This is a genomic window from Gryllotalpicola ginsengisoli DSM 22003, assembly GCF_000419445.1.
GTDB classification, from domain to species: Bacteria; Actinomycetota; Actinomycetes; order Actinomycetales; family Microbacteriaceae; genus Gryllotalpicola; species Gryllotalpicola ginsengisoli.
Map to the genome: position 1 here is coordinate 772336 of NZ_AULK01000001.1, position 14318 is coordinate 786653.

The following is a 14318-nucleotide window of genomic DNA, read 5'->3' on the forward strand; positions in this document are numbered from 1 at the left end:
GAGGGGCGCGGTCAGTCGGCGGCGTCGGGCTCGGGCAGGGGCGGCACGCCGCTCAGCAGCGTGCCGAGGTCGACGCCGAGCGCGACGGCGATGCGGGTCATCGTGGCGAGGCTGGGGTTGGCCGTGCCGCGCTCGATCTTGCCGAGGTTCGACGGATTGATTCCGGTGAGCAGGGCGAGCTGCTCCTGAGTCAGGCCCAGCGACGACCGCAGCCGGCGCAGCCGCACCCCGAACAGCGCCGCCGGCTCCACGCCGTCGTGTCCCCCGACCACCATCGCCATCGCTCTTCCCCCGAAGACGCCCCTATGAAGGCGCTATGAGCATAGGGCACGGATGGCGGCATCGCGCAACCCCTTCGAGATCATCCGGCGGCGCAGCGGCGCCCGACTTACACTGACGCAATGGCGCGCAAGTCGAAGATCGACAAGACGAAGACGATCGTGACGACCGACAAGGGCAAGGTCGTGAAGGGCAAACTGGTGCCCAACACCATCGAGCGGGCGGTCGACTCGCTGATGGGCTTCCACCGCCCCGCGGTCGTGGCCCACATCGAGCGCATCCGCCGCAAGTACCCCGACGCGACGGTCGAGCAGCTGCAGTACGTGCTCGAGCGCCGCTACCTCGCCGCGGTGACGACGAGCGGGGCCGCGACGGGGGCGACCGCGGTCGTACCCGCGATCGGCACCGTGACCGCGCTGGCGCTGTCCGCGGCCGAGACCGTCGCATTCCTCGAGGCGACCGCGCTGTTCGCCCAGTCGGTCGCGGAGCTGCACGGCATCACCGTGGAGGATCCCGAGCGCACCCGTGGCCTCGTGCTCGCCCTCATGCTGGGCAAGGAGGGCAGCGACATCATCCGCCAGTGGGGCCTCGAGGCGCTCAACGAAGACGCCACGCGCGCCGGCTACTGGGGCACGATCATCAGCGAGCAGATGCCGAACGCCATCGTCACGCCGATGCTGAACCGGCTGAAGAACGCGTTCCTCAAGCGGGTCGCGACGCACCAGGCCGGCAGCATCCTCGGGCGCGCGCTGCCCTACGGCATCGGCGCGGTCGTGGGCGGCGTCGGCAACAATGTGCTCGGCCGCCGCATCACCAAGGCGGCGCGCTCGGCCTTCCCGCCCGCCAAGGGCGACGTCGTCGTTCTCGACGAGGAGCGGCTGCGGAAGCGCGAGGTGCGGGGGTAGCGAGGCTTCGAGGCTTCGAGACGGCGCCTTTGGCGCCTCCTCAGCCGGCGGAAGGGGTGGACGACGACGCAGCGGTGCGCGCGTTCCACTCCTCCCACTCATCCATGAGCCGCGCGATCGCCTGGTGGAAGCGGCGGGTCGTCGCCCCCGGCGTCGTGTCGCCGAAGTAGTGCTCCACCCACTTGGCGAGGCGCACCGCCGCCTGCTCGTCGTGGCTCAACTCCTCGAGGCGCCGCGTGATCGCGGGGGCATCGGATGCCTCCAGCCACTCCGCATCCGACAGATACCCGCCCTCGTCGAGCTCCGCGTCGGGGTGGACCGGCCGGGTGACGAGCAGCGGCTTGCCGGCGGCCAGCCGGTCGTAGACCATCGCCGAGACGTCGACGATCGCCACGTCGGCGGCGGAGAGCTGCCAGCCGAGCTCCGCCCCGTGGTCGTACACGTGGTGTGCGGAAGGATCCGCGCGGTTCGCGGCGGCGATCGCGTGGATGATGCGCCGGTTCGCCTCTCCGTAGGCGTGGTCGACCACTCCGCTGCGGGGGTGCGGCCGGTAGATCAGCCGGTAGCGCCGGTCGGCAAGCAGCGCCTCGGCCAGCGCGACGCCGTGGGTGACCACCGAGCCGTAGGCGGCCGCGGGCCGGTCGCCCTCCCAGGTGGGCGCGTACAGCACGACAGTGCGCTCATCGGGGGTGTACGGCAGCGTTCCCGAGTAGTGGTCGGCCTGCGGGCGTCCGATCTTGATGGCGCGCTTGTCGAGGTCGTAGTCCCACAGCACGCGCGACAGGCGGTTCAGGGCGGCGTCGCCGGCGACCAGAGCGTAGTCGTACGCCTTGAACTGGTTCGTCGTCATGTACATCTTGTCGCTCTCGCCGTGGTTGATGAACACGTGCCAGCGGCGCCCGTAGCGCATCATCTGGAAGTTGCGCGCGTTCTGGTTGACGTAGAGGACGATGCGGATGTCCTGCCGGTCGAGGAACTCCTCGACGTCGAGGATCGTCTTCACGTACGCTACGGGCACCGGGCTCTCCCTGAGCAGCGCCGCGGCCCCGGTGGCCGCGCGCGACATGATGACCACCGGCCACAGCTTCGCGAGCTCGGCGAGGGGCTTGTACCACTGCCGCAGCTGGTACAGGTTGACCTCGCCGTCGGCGAAGTAGACGGCGATGCGGAAGCGCCCGGCAGGGAGCGGTTCCGCCCGGCCCAGAATCTCCCGCAGCTCCGCGCGTGCTTTGCGCTGCTGCAATGCATTGCGCACCAAACGCGCCGCTGCCGTCACATCGCGTGCGATACCCATGGTCCGTCCAGGCTAGCGAACCGGGCTGGGCGGGCCCGCCTCGCGCCCGCTGCTACCTTGGGAGCACTATGGGCCGATTCACCTTCGCCTCAGGCAATCTGCGCAAGATTGCGGCCCTTCCCCTCTACGGTCTCGGCGCCCTCGCCTCCGCCGTCACGCCGCGTCGGCCCGGGCTGTGGGCGTTCGGCTCGGGAACCGGGGTCGGCGAGGGCGCGCTCCCCCTGCTGCAGGAGGTGCGCCGCGCGGACCCGCGGGCGCGGGTGGTGTGGCTGGCCCGCGACGAGCACGATGTGGCGGATGCCCGCCGCCTCGGCATCCCCGCCGCCCAGAAGCACTCCTGGCGCGGCTTCCGGCTCACCTTGCGTGCGCAGGTCGTCGTCGTCACGCACGGATTCGGCGACGTGAACCGCTTCGCCGTGCGAGGCGCCTTCGTGGTGAACCTCTGGCACGGCATCCCGTTCAAGCGCATCCGCATCGACTCGCCCGAGGCGATGCGCGTGCCGCTCGTCGGCCGGGTGCCCGGGGTGCGCGCCCTGGTGAAGCGCGCGTACGCGCGCGCCGGCCGGGGCATCGCGCTCTTCCCGACCGCCTCCGAGGCCGCGGCTGCGCGCATCCGCACCGCCTTCGCCCTCACGAAGCGGCAGGCGGTCATCACCGGCGACCCGCGAGACGACGTGCTGCTGCGCGGCGCGGCGGAGGACCGCGAGCGCGCCGCGCGCGAGCAGATCGCGCTGCGCCTCAACGACCCGCGCGCCCTGACCGAGCGCATCGTGATGTACGCCCCCACCTGGCGCGACGGTCAACGGCACCCGGCCGTGCCGTCCGTCGAGGAGTGGCTCGCCCTCGACGCCCTGCTCGAGCGTGCCGGGGCGCTGCTGCTGGTGCGCGCCCACCCGCTCGGGCGCGGCGACTTCGCCGCCGGCGCCGCCGCGAGCGACCGGATCGCGCTGCTCGGCTCCGACCTCCTTCCGGACGTCACCCCGGTGCTTCCCGCCGTCGACACGCTGATCACCGACTACTCGTCGATCGCGTTCGACTTCGCGCTCGTCGGCGGCCCCATCCTGTTCCTCGCCCCCGACGTGGCCGACTACGCCGGCCGCCGCGGCGTCTACGAGCCGTACGACGGCTTCTCCGGCGGCCGCGAGGTGTCGAGTTGGGCGGCGCTCGTGCCGCGACTCGACGCCGTGTTGACGGATGCCGAGGCGCGGGCTCCGCTCGTCGCGCATTCCGCCTGGCTCGCCTCCCGCTTCCACGCCTTCCGCGACGGCCGCAACACGCAGCGGGTGCACGAGCTGATCCGGCGCCGCCTCGCCGGCGAGGCCGACGCCATGCCACCCGCTCCCCCGGCGCAGCCCGACGCCCTCACCGTGGACGGCCTGGCCGTGGAGCACGACGACGGCTTCGTCTTCACCGCGGTCGGCCCCGGCCCGGCGCCGGCCGGCGCCGCCCTCTCCGGCGCGCGCGCCGTGCTGCCCGGCAGCGTCGACGAGGCGGGCGGCCGCTGGCGGGCCCGCATTCCCCTCGTCGTGCCGGGGTGGAGCGGCCCGGGGCTGCCGCCGCGGTCGGGCGACTACGCCCTGCGGCTGACCGGCGCCGACGGGCATCCGCTCGCCCTCGACGTGATCGCGGCCGCCCTGCCCGACCGGCGCTACGGGGACGCGTTCCGGCTCGCCGCGCACGCGGAGCGCGGGGTCGTGCAGGTCACGCTCGCAGCCCCCCTCTCCGACGACGAGGTGGGCGCCGCGAACCAGCGCCGGCTGCTCGGCGAGTACCGCGCCGAGTTCGCGCCGCTCGAGGACGCGGTGTTCTTCGAGAGCTACTTCGGCCGCAACGTCTCCTGCAACCCGCTCGGCATCGACCGCGCTCTGGCCGAGCTGCACCCCGAGGTCACCCGGTACTGGAGCGTCGCCGACGCCTCCGTCGAGGTGCCGCCCGGCGCCGTGCGCGTCATCGAGGGCAGCGAGGAGTGGTGGCACGCGCGCGCGGCCAGCCGCCTGCTCGTCGTCAACGACTGGCTGCGCAAGCGCTGGCACCCGCGGCCCGGCCAGCACGTGCTGCAGACCTGGCACGGCACGCCGCTCAAGCGGCTCGCGCTCGACAAGCCCGGCTTCCGGCCCCGGGCACGCCTGGCGGTGCTGCGGGAGAGCCGCAGGTGGGATCTGATGCTCGCGCAGAACCCGTTCAGCGCCGACGTGTTCCGCTCCGCCTACGCCTTCCGCGGCCCGATCTGGCAGGAGGGCTACCCCCGCAACGACGTGGTCGTCACCGGCGACCGCGACGCGGTGCGTGCCCGGCTCGGCATCGCGCCCGAGCAGACCGCGGTGCTGTACGCGCCCACCTGGCGCGACGACCGGCCCGGCGTCGTCGACCACCTCGACGTGGCGCAGTTCCAGCGCGAACTGGGCGACGGGTATGTCACGCTGATCCGCGGCCACTCGCGCACCCTCGGGCCCGGCGCCGCCGTGGTCGGCGAGGGCGTCATCGACCTCACCTCCTATCCCGACATCAGCGAGCTGTACCTCGCCGCCGACATGCTGGTGACGGATTACTCGTCGGTGATGTTCGACTTCACGGTGACGGCCAAGCCGATCTTCTTCCACATGCCGGACCTCGAGCGGTACCGCGACCAGACCCGAGGCTTCAACTTCGACCCGTTCCCGGTGGTGCCGGGGCCGATCACGACCACCATGCCCGAGCTGGTGGCGGCGGTGCGTGGGGCGGCAGCCGGCGCATCCGATCACGCGCAGCGTTACGACGAGTGGCGGCGCCGATTCAACCCGAAGGACGACGGGCAGGCGGGCCGCCGGGTGGTCGAGCGGCTCTACGCCGAGGGGTACCTCTAGCGGCCGGTGAACTCGGCCAGGTTCCGGGTGAGCTTGAGGAAGCCGAGGATGAAGCCGGTGCCCCAGCAGAAGTGGATCACCGGCAGCACGACCACGAGCCACGCCATGGTGCGCAGACCGCGGTCGCGGGCGAGCAGCGTCGAGGCGAGCACGACCAGCAGATACCCGGCCGGCACGATGAGGCCCAGCAGCAGCCAGGGGCTCAGCCCGGCGAGCGCGCCGGCGACGAGGCCGAGCACGACCAGCACGACCACGACCGGCGGCACCCAGTAGCGCACGCCGTTGTTGGCGGGGAAGCGCCTCGCGAGCTCGCCGCGCCACACGCCGGTGGAGAAGAACTGCCGCGCCAGGTCGACCACGCTCGCGCGAGGCCGGTAGCCCACGCGCAGTTGTGGGGTGAACCAGACGGTGCCGCCGCGGGTGCGCAGCCGGCGGTTCAGCTCCCAGTCCTGCCCGCGCTTGAAACCCTCGTCGAACAGGCCCGCCGCCTCGAGGCTGTCACGCCGGAACACGCCCAAGTAGACGGTCTCGGCCGGGCCCTCCTTGCCGCCGGTGTGGTGGCGGGTGCCGCCGAGGCCGACCCGGCTGCCGTAGGCGAACGCGACGGCCCGCTCGAACGGCGTCTCGCCTCGCGCGTCCATCACGCCGCCGACGTTGTCGGCGCCGGTGCGACGCAGGGTCTCGACCGCGAGGCGGGTGTAGTCGGGCGGCAGGATCGAGTGCGCGTCCACGCGCACGACGACGGGGTTGCTCGAGGCGCGAATGGCCCGGTTCAGCCCGGCTGGCGTGGACCCGTCAGGGTTGCGCACGCTGACGATGCGGGCATCGGATGCCGCGAGCCGGGCCACCACCTCGTCGGTGTCGTCCGTGCTGGGCCCGAGCGCCAGGACCACCTCGGCGGGCCCCCGATAGTCCTGCGCCAGAAGGCTCGCCACCGCGGCTTCCACGTGAGCGGCTTCATTGAGGACGGGCATCACGTACGAGACGCCGGGCAGCTCGCCCAGATCGCGGAGGTCGTGCGGCATGTGGTCCAGTCGTTCGGCGGACCTCCAGCATACCGAGGGGGATGCCGGGGCCCGCCGAACGACGGGGCCGCCCGCTACTGCGAGTCGGGGTTGTACGTGCCGAGGGTGGCCTCGGTCTGATACGTCTTGCCGTCGCGCACGTAGGTGAGCTTGACCTTCGAACCGGCCGCGTCGGCGCGCACCTGCGCGGTCAGGTCGGTCGAGCTGGTCACCGGCACTCCGTCGATGTTGGTGATGATGTCACCGGCCTTGAGGCCCGCCTTCGCGGCGGCCCCGCCGCTGGTGACCTGCTCGATGCGGGCACCGACCGTGGTGGCGTTCTCCTGCGCGGCCGCGTTGCTGACCGTCGCGCCGAGCAGACCGTGGGTGGCCTTGCCCTTGTCGCGCAGCTCGTCGCCGATGCGCTTGGCGACGTTCGAGGGGATGGCGAAGCCGACGCCGATGTTGCCGCTCTGGGTCGAGCCATCCGACGACCCCGTGCTCGCGATCGCGACGTTGATGCCGACGAGCTCGCCGCTGTCGTTGAGCAGCGCACCGCCCGAGTTGCCGGGGTTGATCGCCGCGTCGGTCTGGATCGCGGGAACGGAGATCGTATCGGTCTCCTCCTGCTGCTCGGAGAAGGGGTTGGTCGGGTCGAGGTTGCCCCAGTCGCCGAACGGGTTCTCGTCGCTGTCGCTGCCGCTGCTGTCCTGCGGGGCGCTCGACTCGAGCGAGACGCTGCGGTTCAGGGCGCTGACGATGCCGTCGGTGACGGTGCCGTTGAGGCCCAGCGGGGAGCCGATCGCGATGACCTGGTCGCCGACGTTGAGCTTCGAGGAGTCGGCGAACGTGATCGGCTCGAGGCCGGAGGCGCCCTCGAGCTTGATCACCGCGAGGTCGTCCGTCGGGTCGGTGCCGACGACCTTCGCCGAGTACAGCTTGCCGTCGTTGGTCTGCACCTGGATGGTGCCGTTCGAGACCTCGCCGTCGAGGGTCACCACGTGGGTGTTGGTGAGCACGTAGCCGTCGTCGCTGAGGATCACGCCCGAACCGGTGCCGGACTCCGAGCTGGAGGTGACGCTGATCGTGACGACGCTCTGCGACGCCTTCGCCGCCACCGCCGTGATCTGAGAGGCCGTCTTCGGGTCGTTGACGGTGATGTTCGACGCGCCGGAGCCGCCGCCGGAGACCGACACCGGTGTGCTGTCGTTGTGCGCCACAGCGGCGCCGATGCCGCCGCCGACGCCGCCGCCGACCAGGCCGCCGACGACGAGCCCGGCGACGATGAGGACGATCGTCTTGCGGCTGAGGGTCGACTCCTTTTCCCTACGGGGCTTCGCGGTGTCGCCCGGCGGCGTCGCTGCCGCGCCGGGCGCGTAGTAGGGGTGGCCGCCGACGGGCTGCGTCGGCTGGGTCTGCTGGGGGTGGCCGTAGCCGACACCCTGCTGGTAGGGCTGATTGGGGTGGGTGGGGGTCGCGCCGTCCTGCTGGGGCGTGTGGTACACCGGGCGCGGGGGCTGGCCGAACGCGCCTCCCGCCGGCGCCTGCCAACCCTGGTCAGGGGTGTGGGCTTCCTGTCGCGGCTGCTCGCCCTGGGGATTCGTGGGCCCGTTCGTGTCGCTCATGGGTCTGCTCCTTTTCCAAGCGCATCCAGCATCCGACGCGAAGCTGTGCGGAACTTATGACTGCCCTCAGAGCCCCCTCGAACGCAGTTGAGGACGCCGCCGAGGGCTCGGGCCAGCCTATCCGAGCGACGCACCGGCGCCGGCGCGTAGCGTGAAGGCCATGCACATTCGAGGACCCTGGCAACGTGCCGCAGCCGGCGCCGGCCTGCTCGCCCCTGACGGATCGATCGCGTCGACGATCTTCGCCGAGATGAGCGCCCTCGCGGTGAAGACCGGAGCGATCAACCTGGGTCAGGGCTTCCCCGACGAAGACGGACCCGCCGAGGTGCTCGAGGCCGCCGCCCGGGCCATCCGCGAGGGCGTCAACCAGTACCCGCCCGGTATCGGCACCGCGCAGCTCAGGCAGGCGATCGCCGCGCACCAGCGCCGGTTCTACGGCCTCGAGGTCGACCCCGACCGGGAGGTGCTCGTCACGGCCGGCGCGACGGAAGCCCTCGCGGCGAGCCTGCTCGCGCTCGTCGACGAGGGCGACGAGGTGCTGACCTTCGAGCCGTTCTACGACGCCTACGGGGCACTCATCGCGCTGGCCGGCGGCCGGCACGTCACGGTTCCGCTGCGCGCGCCCGACTTCCGCCCCGACCTCGACGAACTGCGCGCGGCGGTCACCGACCGCACCCGCGTCATCCTCGTCAACAACCCGCACAACCCGACCGGCGCGGTGTTCGACCGCGAGGTGCTCGAGACGATCGTCGAGCTCGCCGAGCGGCACGACGCGCTCATCCTCACCGACGAGGTGTACGAGCACCTCACCTTCGACCGGCCGCACACGCCGGTCGCGACGCTGCCCGGCGCATCCGATCGCACGATCACCGTCTCGAGCGGCGGCAAGACGTTCTCGACGACCGGATGGAAGATCGGATGGCTCACCGCCCGGCACGAGCTGGTGACCGCGGTGCTCGCGGTCAAGCAGTTCCTGACCTACGTGAACGGGGCGCCGTTCCAGCCGGCGATCGCGGCCGGGCTCGCGCTGCCGGACGCGTTCTTCGCGGATGCTGCGGCGGCGCTCCGGGACAAGCGAGACCTGCTCTCGGACGGTCTGCGCCAGGCCGGATTCGACGTGTTCGAATCGCACGGCTCTTACTTCGTGGTCGCGGACGCCGCGCCGCTCGGCTACCCGGACGCGGTCGAGTTCTGCCGCGAGCTGCCGGCCCGGGCGGGCGTGGTCGCGATCCCGCTGTCGGCGTTCTACCGCGAGGAGCATCGCGGCGACGCGCGCTCGCTGGTGCGCTTCGCGTTCTGCAAGAGGGCCGCAGTGCTGGAGGCCGCCGCGGTTCAGCTCGCGGCTTTGGGCACCACCGTGTAGCGGCGCAGCTCGAGGGCGGGGTTCATCTGCCGCACCTCGTGCAGCCGCTGCGTGGAGAGGCTTGCGAGGGCCGCATCCGTCTCATCGCCGAGCTCGGCGAGCGTCACGCCCACCGGGTCGACGATGAGCGACGCGCCCACGCCGACCGGCGGCACGTGGTCGGCGGCGGCGACGTACACGGTGTTCTCGATGGCGCGCGCCGTGATCAGGGTGCGCCAGTGGTGCTCTTTGAGGGTGCCGCGCACCCATTCGCTCGGCACCAGCACGAGTTCGGCGCCGGCGTCGACGATGCGGCGGGTGACCTCGGGGAAGCGCAGGTCGTAGCAGGTCTGTAGGCCGATCCGCACGCCGTCGACGTCGAACAGCTGGGGCTCCTCGAGCCCGCCGGGCGCGACCCACTCGGATTCCCGTGCGCCGAACGCGTCGTAGAGGTGCTGCTTGCGGTAGCTCGCCACGAGGCCCGAGCCGGGTGCGAGGGCGACGACGGTGTTCGAGAACCGGCCCGGCTGCTCGCTCCGCTCCGCCATGCCCGCCACGATGGTCGCATCGAGCTCGTCGGCGAGCGCCCCGAGGGCCGTGACGAAGGTGCCGTCGAGCGTCTCGGCGGCGTCGAGGAACGGCGCGCCGACCGGATTGACGAAGAACGACGAGTACTCGGGGAAGACGACCAGACGCGCACCGCGCGCGACCGCGGCGCGGGCCAGAGAGCGGATGGCCGCGAGGTTCGCCTCGGTGTCGGAGCCGGGGGCGAATTGCGCGACGGCGAGCTGCAGTTCGGCCATATCCCCGACCCTATAGAGGCAGAGCGCGCGACGGCCGGACGGAGCTCGCGATCGGGGCCCTCGATTTCAGTCATGTCGTATCGCGTGCTAGTCTCTTTACTTGTGCCGCGGGGTGGAGCAGTTCGGTAGCTCGCTGGGCTCATAACCCAGAGGTCGTAGGTTCAAATCCTGCCCCCGCAACGAAAAAGGCCCGGAAAACCACGGTTTTCCGGGCCTTTCCCTTTGCCTGGCGGCGGGTCAGCCGGTGATCGACGGGCTGGTTCCCGCGCCGAGCTTGGCCGCCCAGGTCACCGTGCGGGTGGCGCCCGCCGCGGTCGCCGTGGCGGTGACGAGGTTGCCGCTGGTGGCGCGCACGGCGGCGGTGAAGCCGGTGCCGTCGCCCGCGGCGAGCGACGGCGACGAGCCCGCCATCATCGCGACCCCCCACTTCACCGTCGTGCGGGTGGCACCCGAGGTGGAGAACACGACGGTCGACGTCATCAGCGTGCCGCCGGACGCGCGCACCGCGACCACGTATCCGCCGGTGACCGCAGTGACCGCCGTGCTGCTTCCGGCCGCGACGCCGACGGGCCAGTTCTGGGTGCCCAGCGCCCCGACGGTGGAGACCGTGCCGCTCGAGGTCACGTAGGTCACCTCATATCCCGTCGGCGTTGCGGTGATCGCCGGATTCGTGCCGCTGCGCACCGCGCGGTTCCAGTCCTTGATCGAGCCGTCGCGGGAGAGAACGACCCGCAGGTCGCCGCCCTTGGTGACGTAGGCGATCGCGTATCCGCCGGAGACCGCGGCGATGGCCGGGCTGGTGCCGGCGCGCACCGCGACGCCCCATTTGCGCGTGCCCGCCGCACCGACCGAGATGAGGGTGCCGTCCTTGCCGACGAAGGCGATCTGGTATCCGGACCCGTACGCGGTCAGCGACGGCGAGGTGTTCGGCGCGACCGTCATCTCCCAGTCGTAGCTGCCCGCGTCGCCGAGGCTCCACAGGTCGTCGGTGTTCGTGGCGAAGGCGGTCTCGTGGCCCGAGCTGACGGCGGCGATCGAGGGGCTCGAACCGGGGCGCACCCGGGCGCGCCAGTCCTTGCGGCTCGAGCCGACGGTCCAGAAGTCGGACGCGCTCGAGGTCAGCGCGACCTCGTGCGAGGACATCGTCGTGGTCACCTGGGCGATCGCTGTCCCGGTCGAGCCGGTCGAGGAGAGGGAGTCGTAGGCGCCGTACCGTGGGTACGCGTATCCGTAGACCGTGTCGTGCGGCCCCATGAAGGTGTTCACCTTGCTGTTCGCATACGAGGTGCTGTCGCCGTAATAGCCGACATGGCTGGCGGAGAAGCCGGTGTTGCCCTCGACGGTGCGGGGCAGGCCCGACTTGGAGACGCCGACCACGAGGCCGACGTGGGTCAGGCTCTGCGCATTCCCGGTGCCGTAGAAGACGAGCGCGCCGACGGTGGGCTTCGCGCCGTAGGGCAGCGAGTGGGCCCGCCCCGCCTTCACGTAGGTGTTCCACAGGTCGGACACGAAGAAGTCCTTCGCGGTGAACGCGACGCCGTTGTTGCGCAGCAGGTACGTGACGTACCAGGCGCACCAGTCCGCGCTGAAGTTCGCCCAAGATCCCGTCGGGTTCCACTGCTTCTCGAGCTCGCCGAGGGTCTCGCCCTGGGTCGACTCGGCGAGCGAGACCACGTGATCCAGGGTGTCCGCGCTCGCGGCTTCCGCGCGCTGCGGCTGCAGCATGGGCGCGGCCGCCAGCAGGGCGCAGACCACGAGACCGGCGAGAAGGGCACGGATGCGTCGAGCGGCAGCCGCGGATGCGTTGGTAGTCACAACACGCAAGCATGCGGCATCGGCCCCGGTCAGCGATAGTTCCCGCCCCCGAAGTGGCGGCAGACTGGTGCCATGGCCGAACCCCGCGGCGTGGCGCACGTCTCACGCGATCTGGTGAACAAGCTCGTCGGAATCATCACCGACCCGGCGCTCGCGCCGCAGCGCAAACTCGACCAGGCGACGGCCACGCTCGACCGGCTCATCGACGAGGCGGACTCGCCCGCGGCATCCGTGCGCCACGCCGTCGTCGGCGTGCTCGACGACGCGCTCAGCGCCGCGACCGAGCAGGCGCGAGCGGGCACTCCGCGGCACGACGTCGAGCGGATGGTGCGCGCCAAGGTGCTCGACGGGCTGCGGGAGCTGCCCGGCGTCAGCGTGGAAGGGCTCCGGTAACACCGCCGTCACCGCCGCCCTGGCATGATCGCTGCCATGCACGTGATCACCGCCGGGCCCGTCGAGGCGCCCCTGAAGACCGACGACGCGCCCCGGCCAGTGGTGCGCGTCGCCCTGGTGCAGCACCGCTGGCGGCCGGACCGCGAGGCGCTCGAGGCCGAACTCGCCGAGGGCATCGCCGCGGCCGCCCAGGCAGGAGCCAGGGCGGTGTTCCTCCCGGAGTTGACCCTGTCGAAGTACCCGGCGAACGTGCGCGCGAGCGGCACCCCCAAAGACGCCGCCGAGGACCTGACCGGCGGACCGACCTTCGCCTTCGCGTCCCGACAGGCGCGAGACCACGACGTCGTCGTGCACGCGAGCCTGTACGAGCGGCCGGCCGAGGACGACCGGCCCGACGACCCCCGCGGCTACAACACCGCCATCCTCCTCGGACCGGACGGGCGGCTCATCGGCCGCACCCGCAAGACGCACATCCCCGTCACGGCGGGGTACTACGAAGACACCTACTTCCGCCCCGGGCCCGCCGACGACCCGTATCCCGTCTATCCGGTCGAGGCGCTCGGCGGGGCCACGCTCGGGCTGCCGACGTGCTGGGACGAGTGGTTCCCCGAGGTTTCGCGCGCCTACGGCCTGGCGGGCGCGGACATCCTCGCCTACCCCACCGCGATCGGCTCCGAGCCCGACTTCCCGCACTTCGACACCGCCCCGCTGTGGCAGAAGGTGATCGTGGCGAACGGCATCACCTCGGGGCTGTTCATGGTCGTGCCCAACCGCTGGGGCGACGAGGGCGACCTCACTTTCTACGGAACGAGCTTCATCTCCGACCCGTTCGGCCGCGTGCTCGTCCAGGCGCCGCGCGACGCGTCGGCCGTGCTCGTGGCGGACCTCGACCTGAAGAGCCGCGGCGAATGGCTCGAGCTGTTCCCGTTCTTCGCCACCCGCCGCCCCGACACCTACGCGAGCCTCACGTGAGCCGCCTGATGCCGGCCGAGACGGCCCCGCACGAGCGGCTGTGGCTGGCCTTCCCGACCGGTGGCTACACGCTCGGCGAGACCGCGGCCGACGCGCACGAGGCGCGCTCCACGTGGGCGGCCGTCGCGGCGGCAGCCGCCGACTTCGAACCCGTCACGGTGGTCGTCGACCCGAGCCAGGTCGAGGTGGCCCACCGCTACCTGCGCAGCGACATCGAGACGGTGGTCGCCCCGCTCGACGACGCCTGGATGCGCGACATCGGGCCGACCTGGGTGCACGCCGACGACGGCTCGCTCGCCGCCGTCGACTGGATCTTCAACGGGTGGGGTGCCCCGGCCTGGGCGACGTGGGGCAAGGATGCGCTGATCGCGCAGACCGTCGCCGCCGACGCCGGCACGCCCGTCGTCTCCTCGCTGCTGGTCAACGAGGGCGGCGCGATCCACGTCGACGGCGAGGGCACGGTGCTCGTCACCGAGACGGTGCAGCTCGACCCCGGGCGCAATCCGTATGCGACGAAGGAGCGCGTCGAGGCGGAACTCGCCCGCACCCTCGGCGCCCGCAAGGTGATCTGGCTGCCGCGCGGCCTCACCCGCGACTACGAGGAGTTCGGCACCCGCGGCCACGTCGACATGGTCGCCGCGATCCCCTCCGCCGGCACGCTGCTCGTGCACCACCAGCCGGACCCGGCGCACCCCGATTTCGAGGTGACGCGTGCACTGCGCGCGTTCCTCTCCGAGCAGACGGATGCCGCGGGCCGCCGGTTCGACGTCGTCGAACTGCCCGCGCCATCCGTGCTCGACGACGGCGACGGGCCCGTCGACTACAACTACGTGAACCACGCCGTCGTGAACGGAGGGGTGATCGCCTGCGCGTTCGGCGACCGCGAGGCCGACGAACGGGCCGCCGCGATTCTCGCCGAGGCGTACCCGGGGCGCCGGGTCGTCTCGGTCGAGGCGCGGCCGCTGTTCGCGCGCGGCGGCGGGATCCACTGCATCACGCAGCAGCAGCCGAGCCGGCGCTAAGGCTTCGAGACGCGCCTGCGG

Annotated in this window: 12 protein-coding genes and 1 tRNA gene; 7 read left to right on the plus strand and 6 right to left on the minus strand. The window is 71.9% G+C overall.

Features of this window, described 5'->3' with window-relative positions; translation table 11 throughout:
• Positions 1-11: 11 nt before the first annotated feature.
• Positions 12-281 (minus strand): helix-turn-helix domain-containing protein, encoded by a 270-nt coding sequence (locus H563_RS14810; RefSeq protein ID WP_051142600.1) that lies wholly within the window; start codon positions 279-281, stop codon positions 12-14.
• A gap of 120 nt (positions 282-401) precedes the next feature.
• On the opposite strand from H563_RS14810, the gene H563_RS14815 reads away from it, so the two are divergent.
• Positions 402-1184: a hypothetical protein gene (locus H563_RS14815; RefSeq protein WP_022881285.1), complete on the plus strand. Its 783-nt coding sequence runs from the start codon at positions 402-404 to the stop codon at positions 1182-1184.
• A 40-nt stretch (positions 1185-1224) separates the two neighbouring features.
• Here H563_RS14815 and H563_RS0103810 read toward each other — a convergent pair whose 3' ends face one another.
• Positions 1225-2478 (minus strand): CDP-glycerol glycerophosphotransferase family protein, encoded by a 1254-nt coding sequence (locus H563_RS0103810; protein WP_027479065.1) that lies wholly within the window; start codon positions 2476-2478, stop codon positions 1225-1227.
• A gap of 68 nt (positions 2479-2546) precedes the next feature.
• On the opposite strand from H563_RS0103810, the gene H563_RS17595 reads away from it, so the two are divergent.
• Positions 2547-5321: a CDP-glycerol glycerophosphotransferase family protein gene (locus tag H563_RS17595; RefSeq protein WP_022881287.1), complete on the plus strand. Its 2775-nt coding sequence runs from the start codon at positions 2547-2549 to the stop codon at positions 5319-5321.
• Here H563_RS17595 and H563_RS0103825 read toward each other — a convergent pair.
• Positions 5318-6346 (minus strand): glycosyltransferase family 2 protein, encoded by a 1029-nt coding sequence (locus H563_RS0103825; protein WP_022881288.1) that lies wholly within the window; start codon positions 6344-6346, stop codon positions 5318-5320. The two genes, H563_RS17595 and H563_RS0103825, sit on opposite strands and share 4 nt — an antisense overlap.
• 74 nt (positions 6347-6420) lie before the next feature.
• Entirely contained in the window at positions 6421-7950 is a 1530-nt protein-coding gene (locus H563_RS14825) for a S1C family serine protease (protein ID WP_051142601.1), read from the minus strand.
• A 160-nt stretch (positions 7951-8110) separates the two neighbouring features.
• Here H563_RS14825 and H563_RS0103835 point away from each other — a divergent pair, with 160 nt between their 5' ends.
• Complete coding sequence (locus H563_RS0103835; RefSeq protein WP_022881289.1) at positions 8111-9313, plus strand: pyridoxal phosphate-dependent aminotransferase; 1203 nt, start codon at positions 8111-8113, stop codon at positions 9311-9313.
• On the opposite strand, the gene H563_RS0103840 is transcribed toward H563_RS0103835, so the two are convergent.
• Positions 9283-10095: a carbon-nitrogen hydrolase family protein gene (locus H563_RS0103840; RefSeq protein ID WP_022881290.1), complete on the minus strand. Its 813-nt coding sequence runs from the start codon at positions 10093-10095 to the stop codon at positions 9283-9285. The genes H563_RS0103835 and H563_RS0103840 overlap by 31 nt on opposite strands.
• Positions 10096-10201: 106 nt before the next feature.
• Here H563_RS0103840 and H563_RS0103845 point away from each other — a divergent pair.
• Positions 10202-10275, plus strand: a tRNA-Met gene (locus tag H563_RS0103845).
• A gap of 57 nt (positions 10276-10332) precedes the next feature.
• Here the strand turns inward: H563_RS0103845 and H563_RS0103850 are convergent.
• Entirely contained in the window at positions 10333-11910 is a 1578-nt protein-coding gene (locus tag H563_RS0103850; RefSeq protein ID WP_155864986.1) for a CHAP domain-containing protein, read from the minus strand.
• A 72-nt stretch (positions 11911-11982) separates the two neighbouring features.
• Here H563_RS0103850 and H563_RS0103855 point away from each other — a divergent pair, with 72 nt between their 5' ends.
• From H563_RS0103855 to H563_RS0103865, 3 genes are read left to right on the plus strand one after another with little or no spacing between them, the layout of a single operon-like run.
• The gene (locus H563_RS0103855) at positions 11983-12303 is read left to right on the plus strand and encodes a hypothetical protein (RefSeq protein ID WP_022881292.1); all 321 of its coding nucleotides are present in this window, start codon (positions 11983-11985) and stop codon (positions 12301-12303) included.
• A gap of 36 nt (positions 12304-12339) precedes the next feature.
• Positions 12340-13275: a nitrilase-related carbon-nitrogen hydrolase gene (locus H563_RS14830; RefSeq protein WP_022881293.1), complete on the plus strand. Its 936-nt coding sequence runs from the start codon at positions 12340-12342 to the stop codon at positions 13273-13275.
• A complete protein-coding gene (locus tag H563_RS0103865; protein ID WP_022881294.1) occupies positions 13272-14297 on the plus strand; it encodes an agmatine deiminase family protein in 1026 nt (341 codons plus the stop codon). The genes H563_RS14830 and H563_RS0103865 overlap by 4 nt, the downstream gene beginning before the upstream one ends.
• Positions 14298-14318 lie beyond the last annotated feature (21 nt).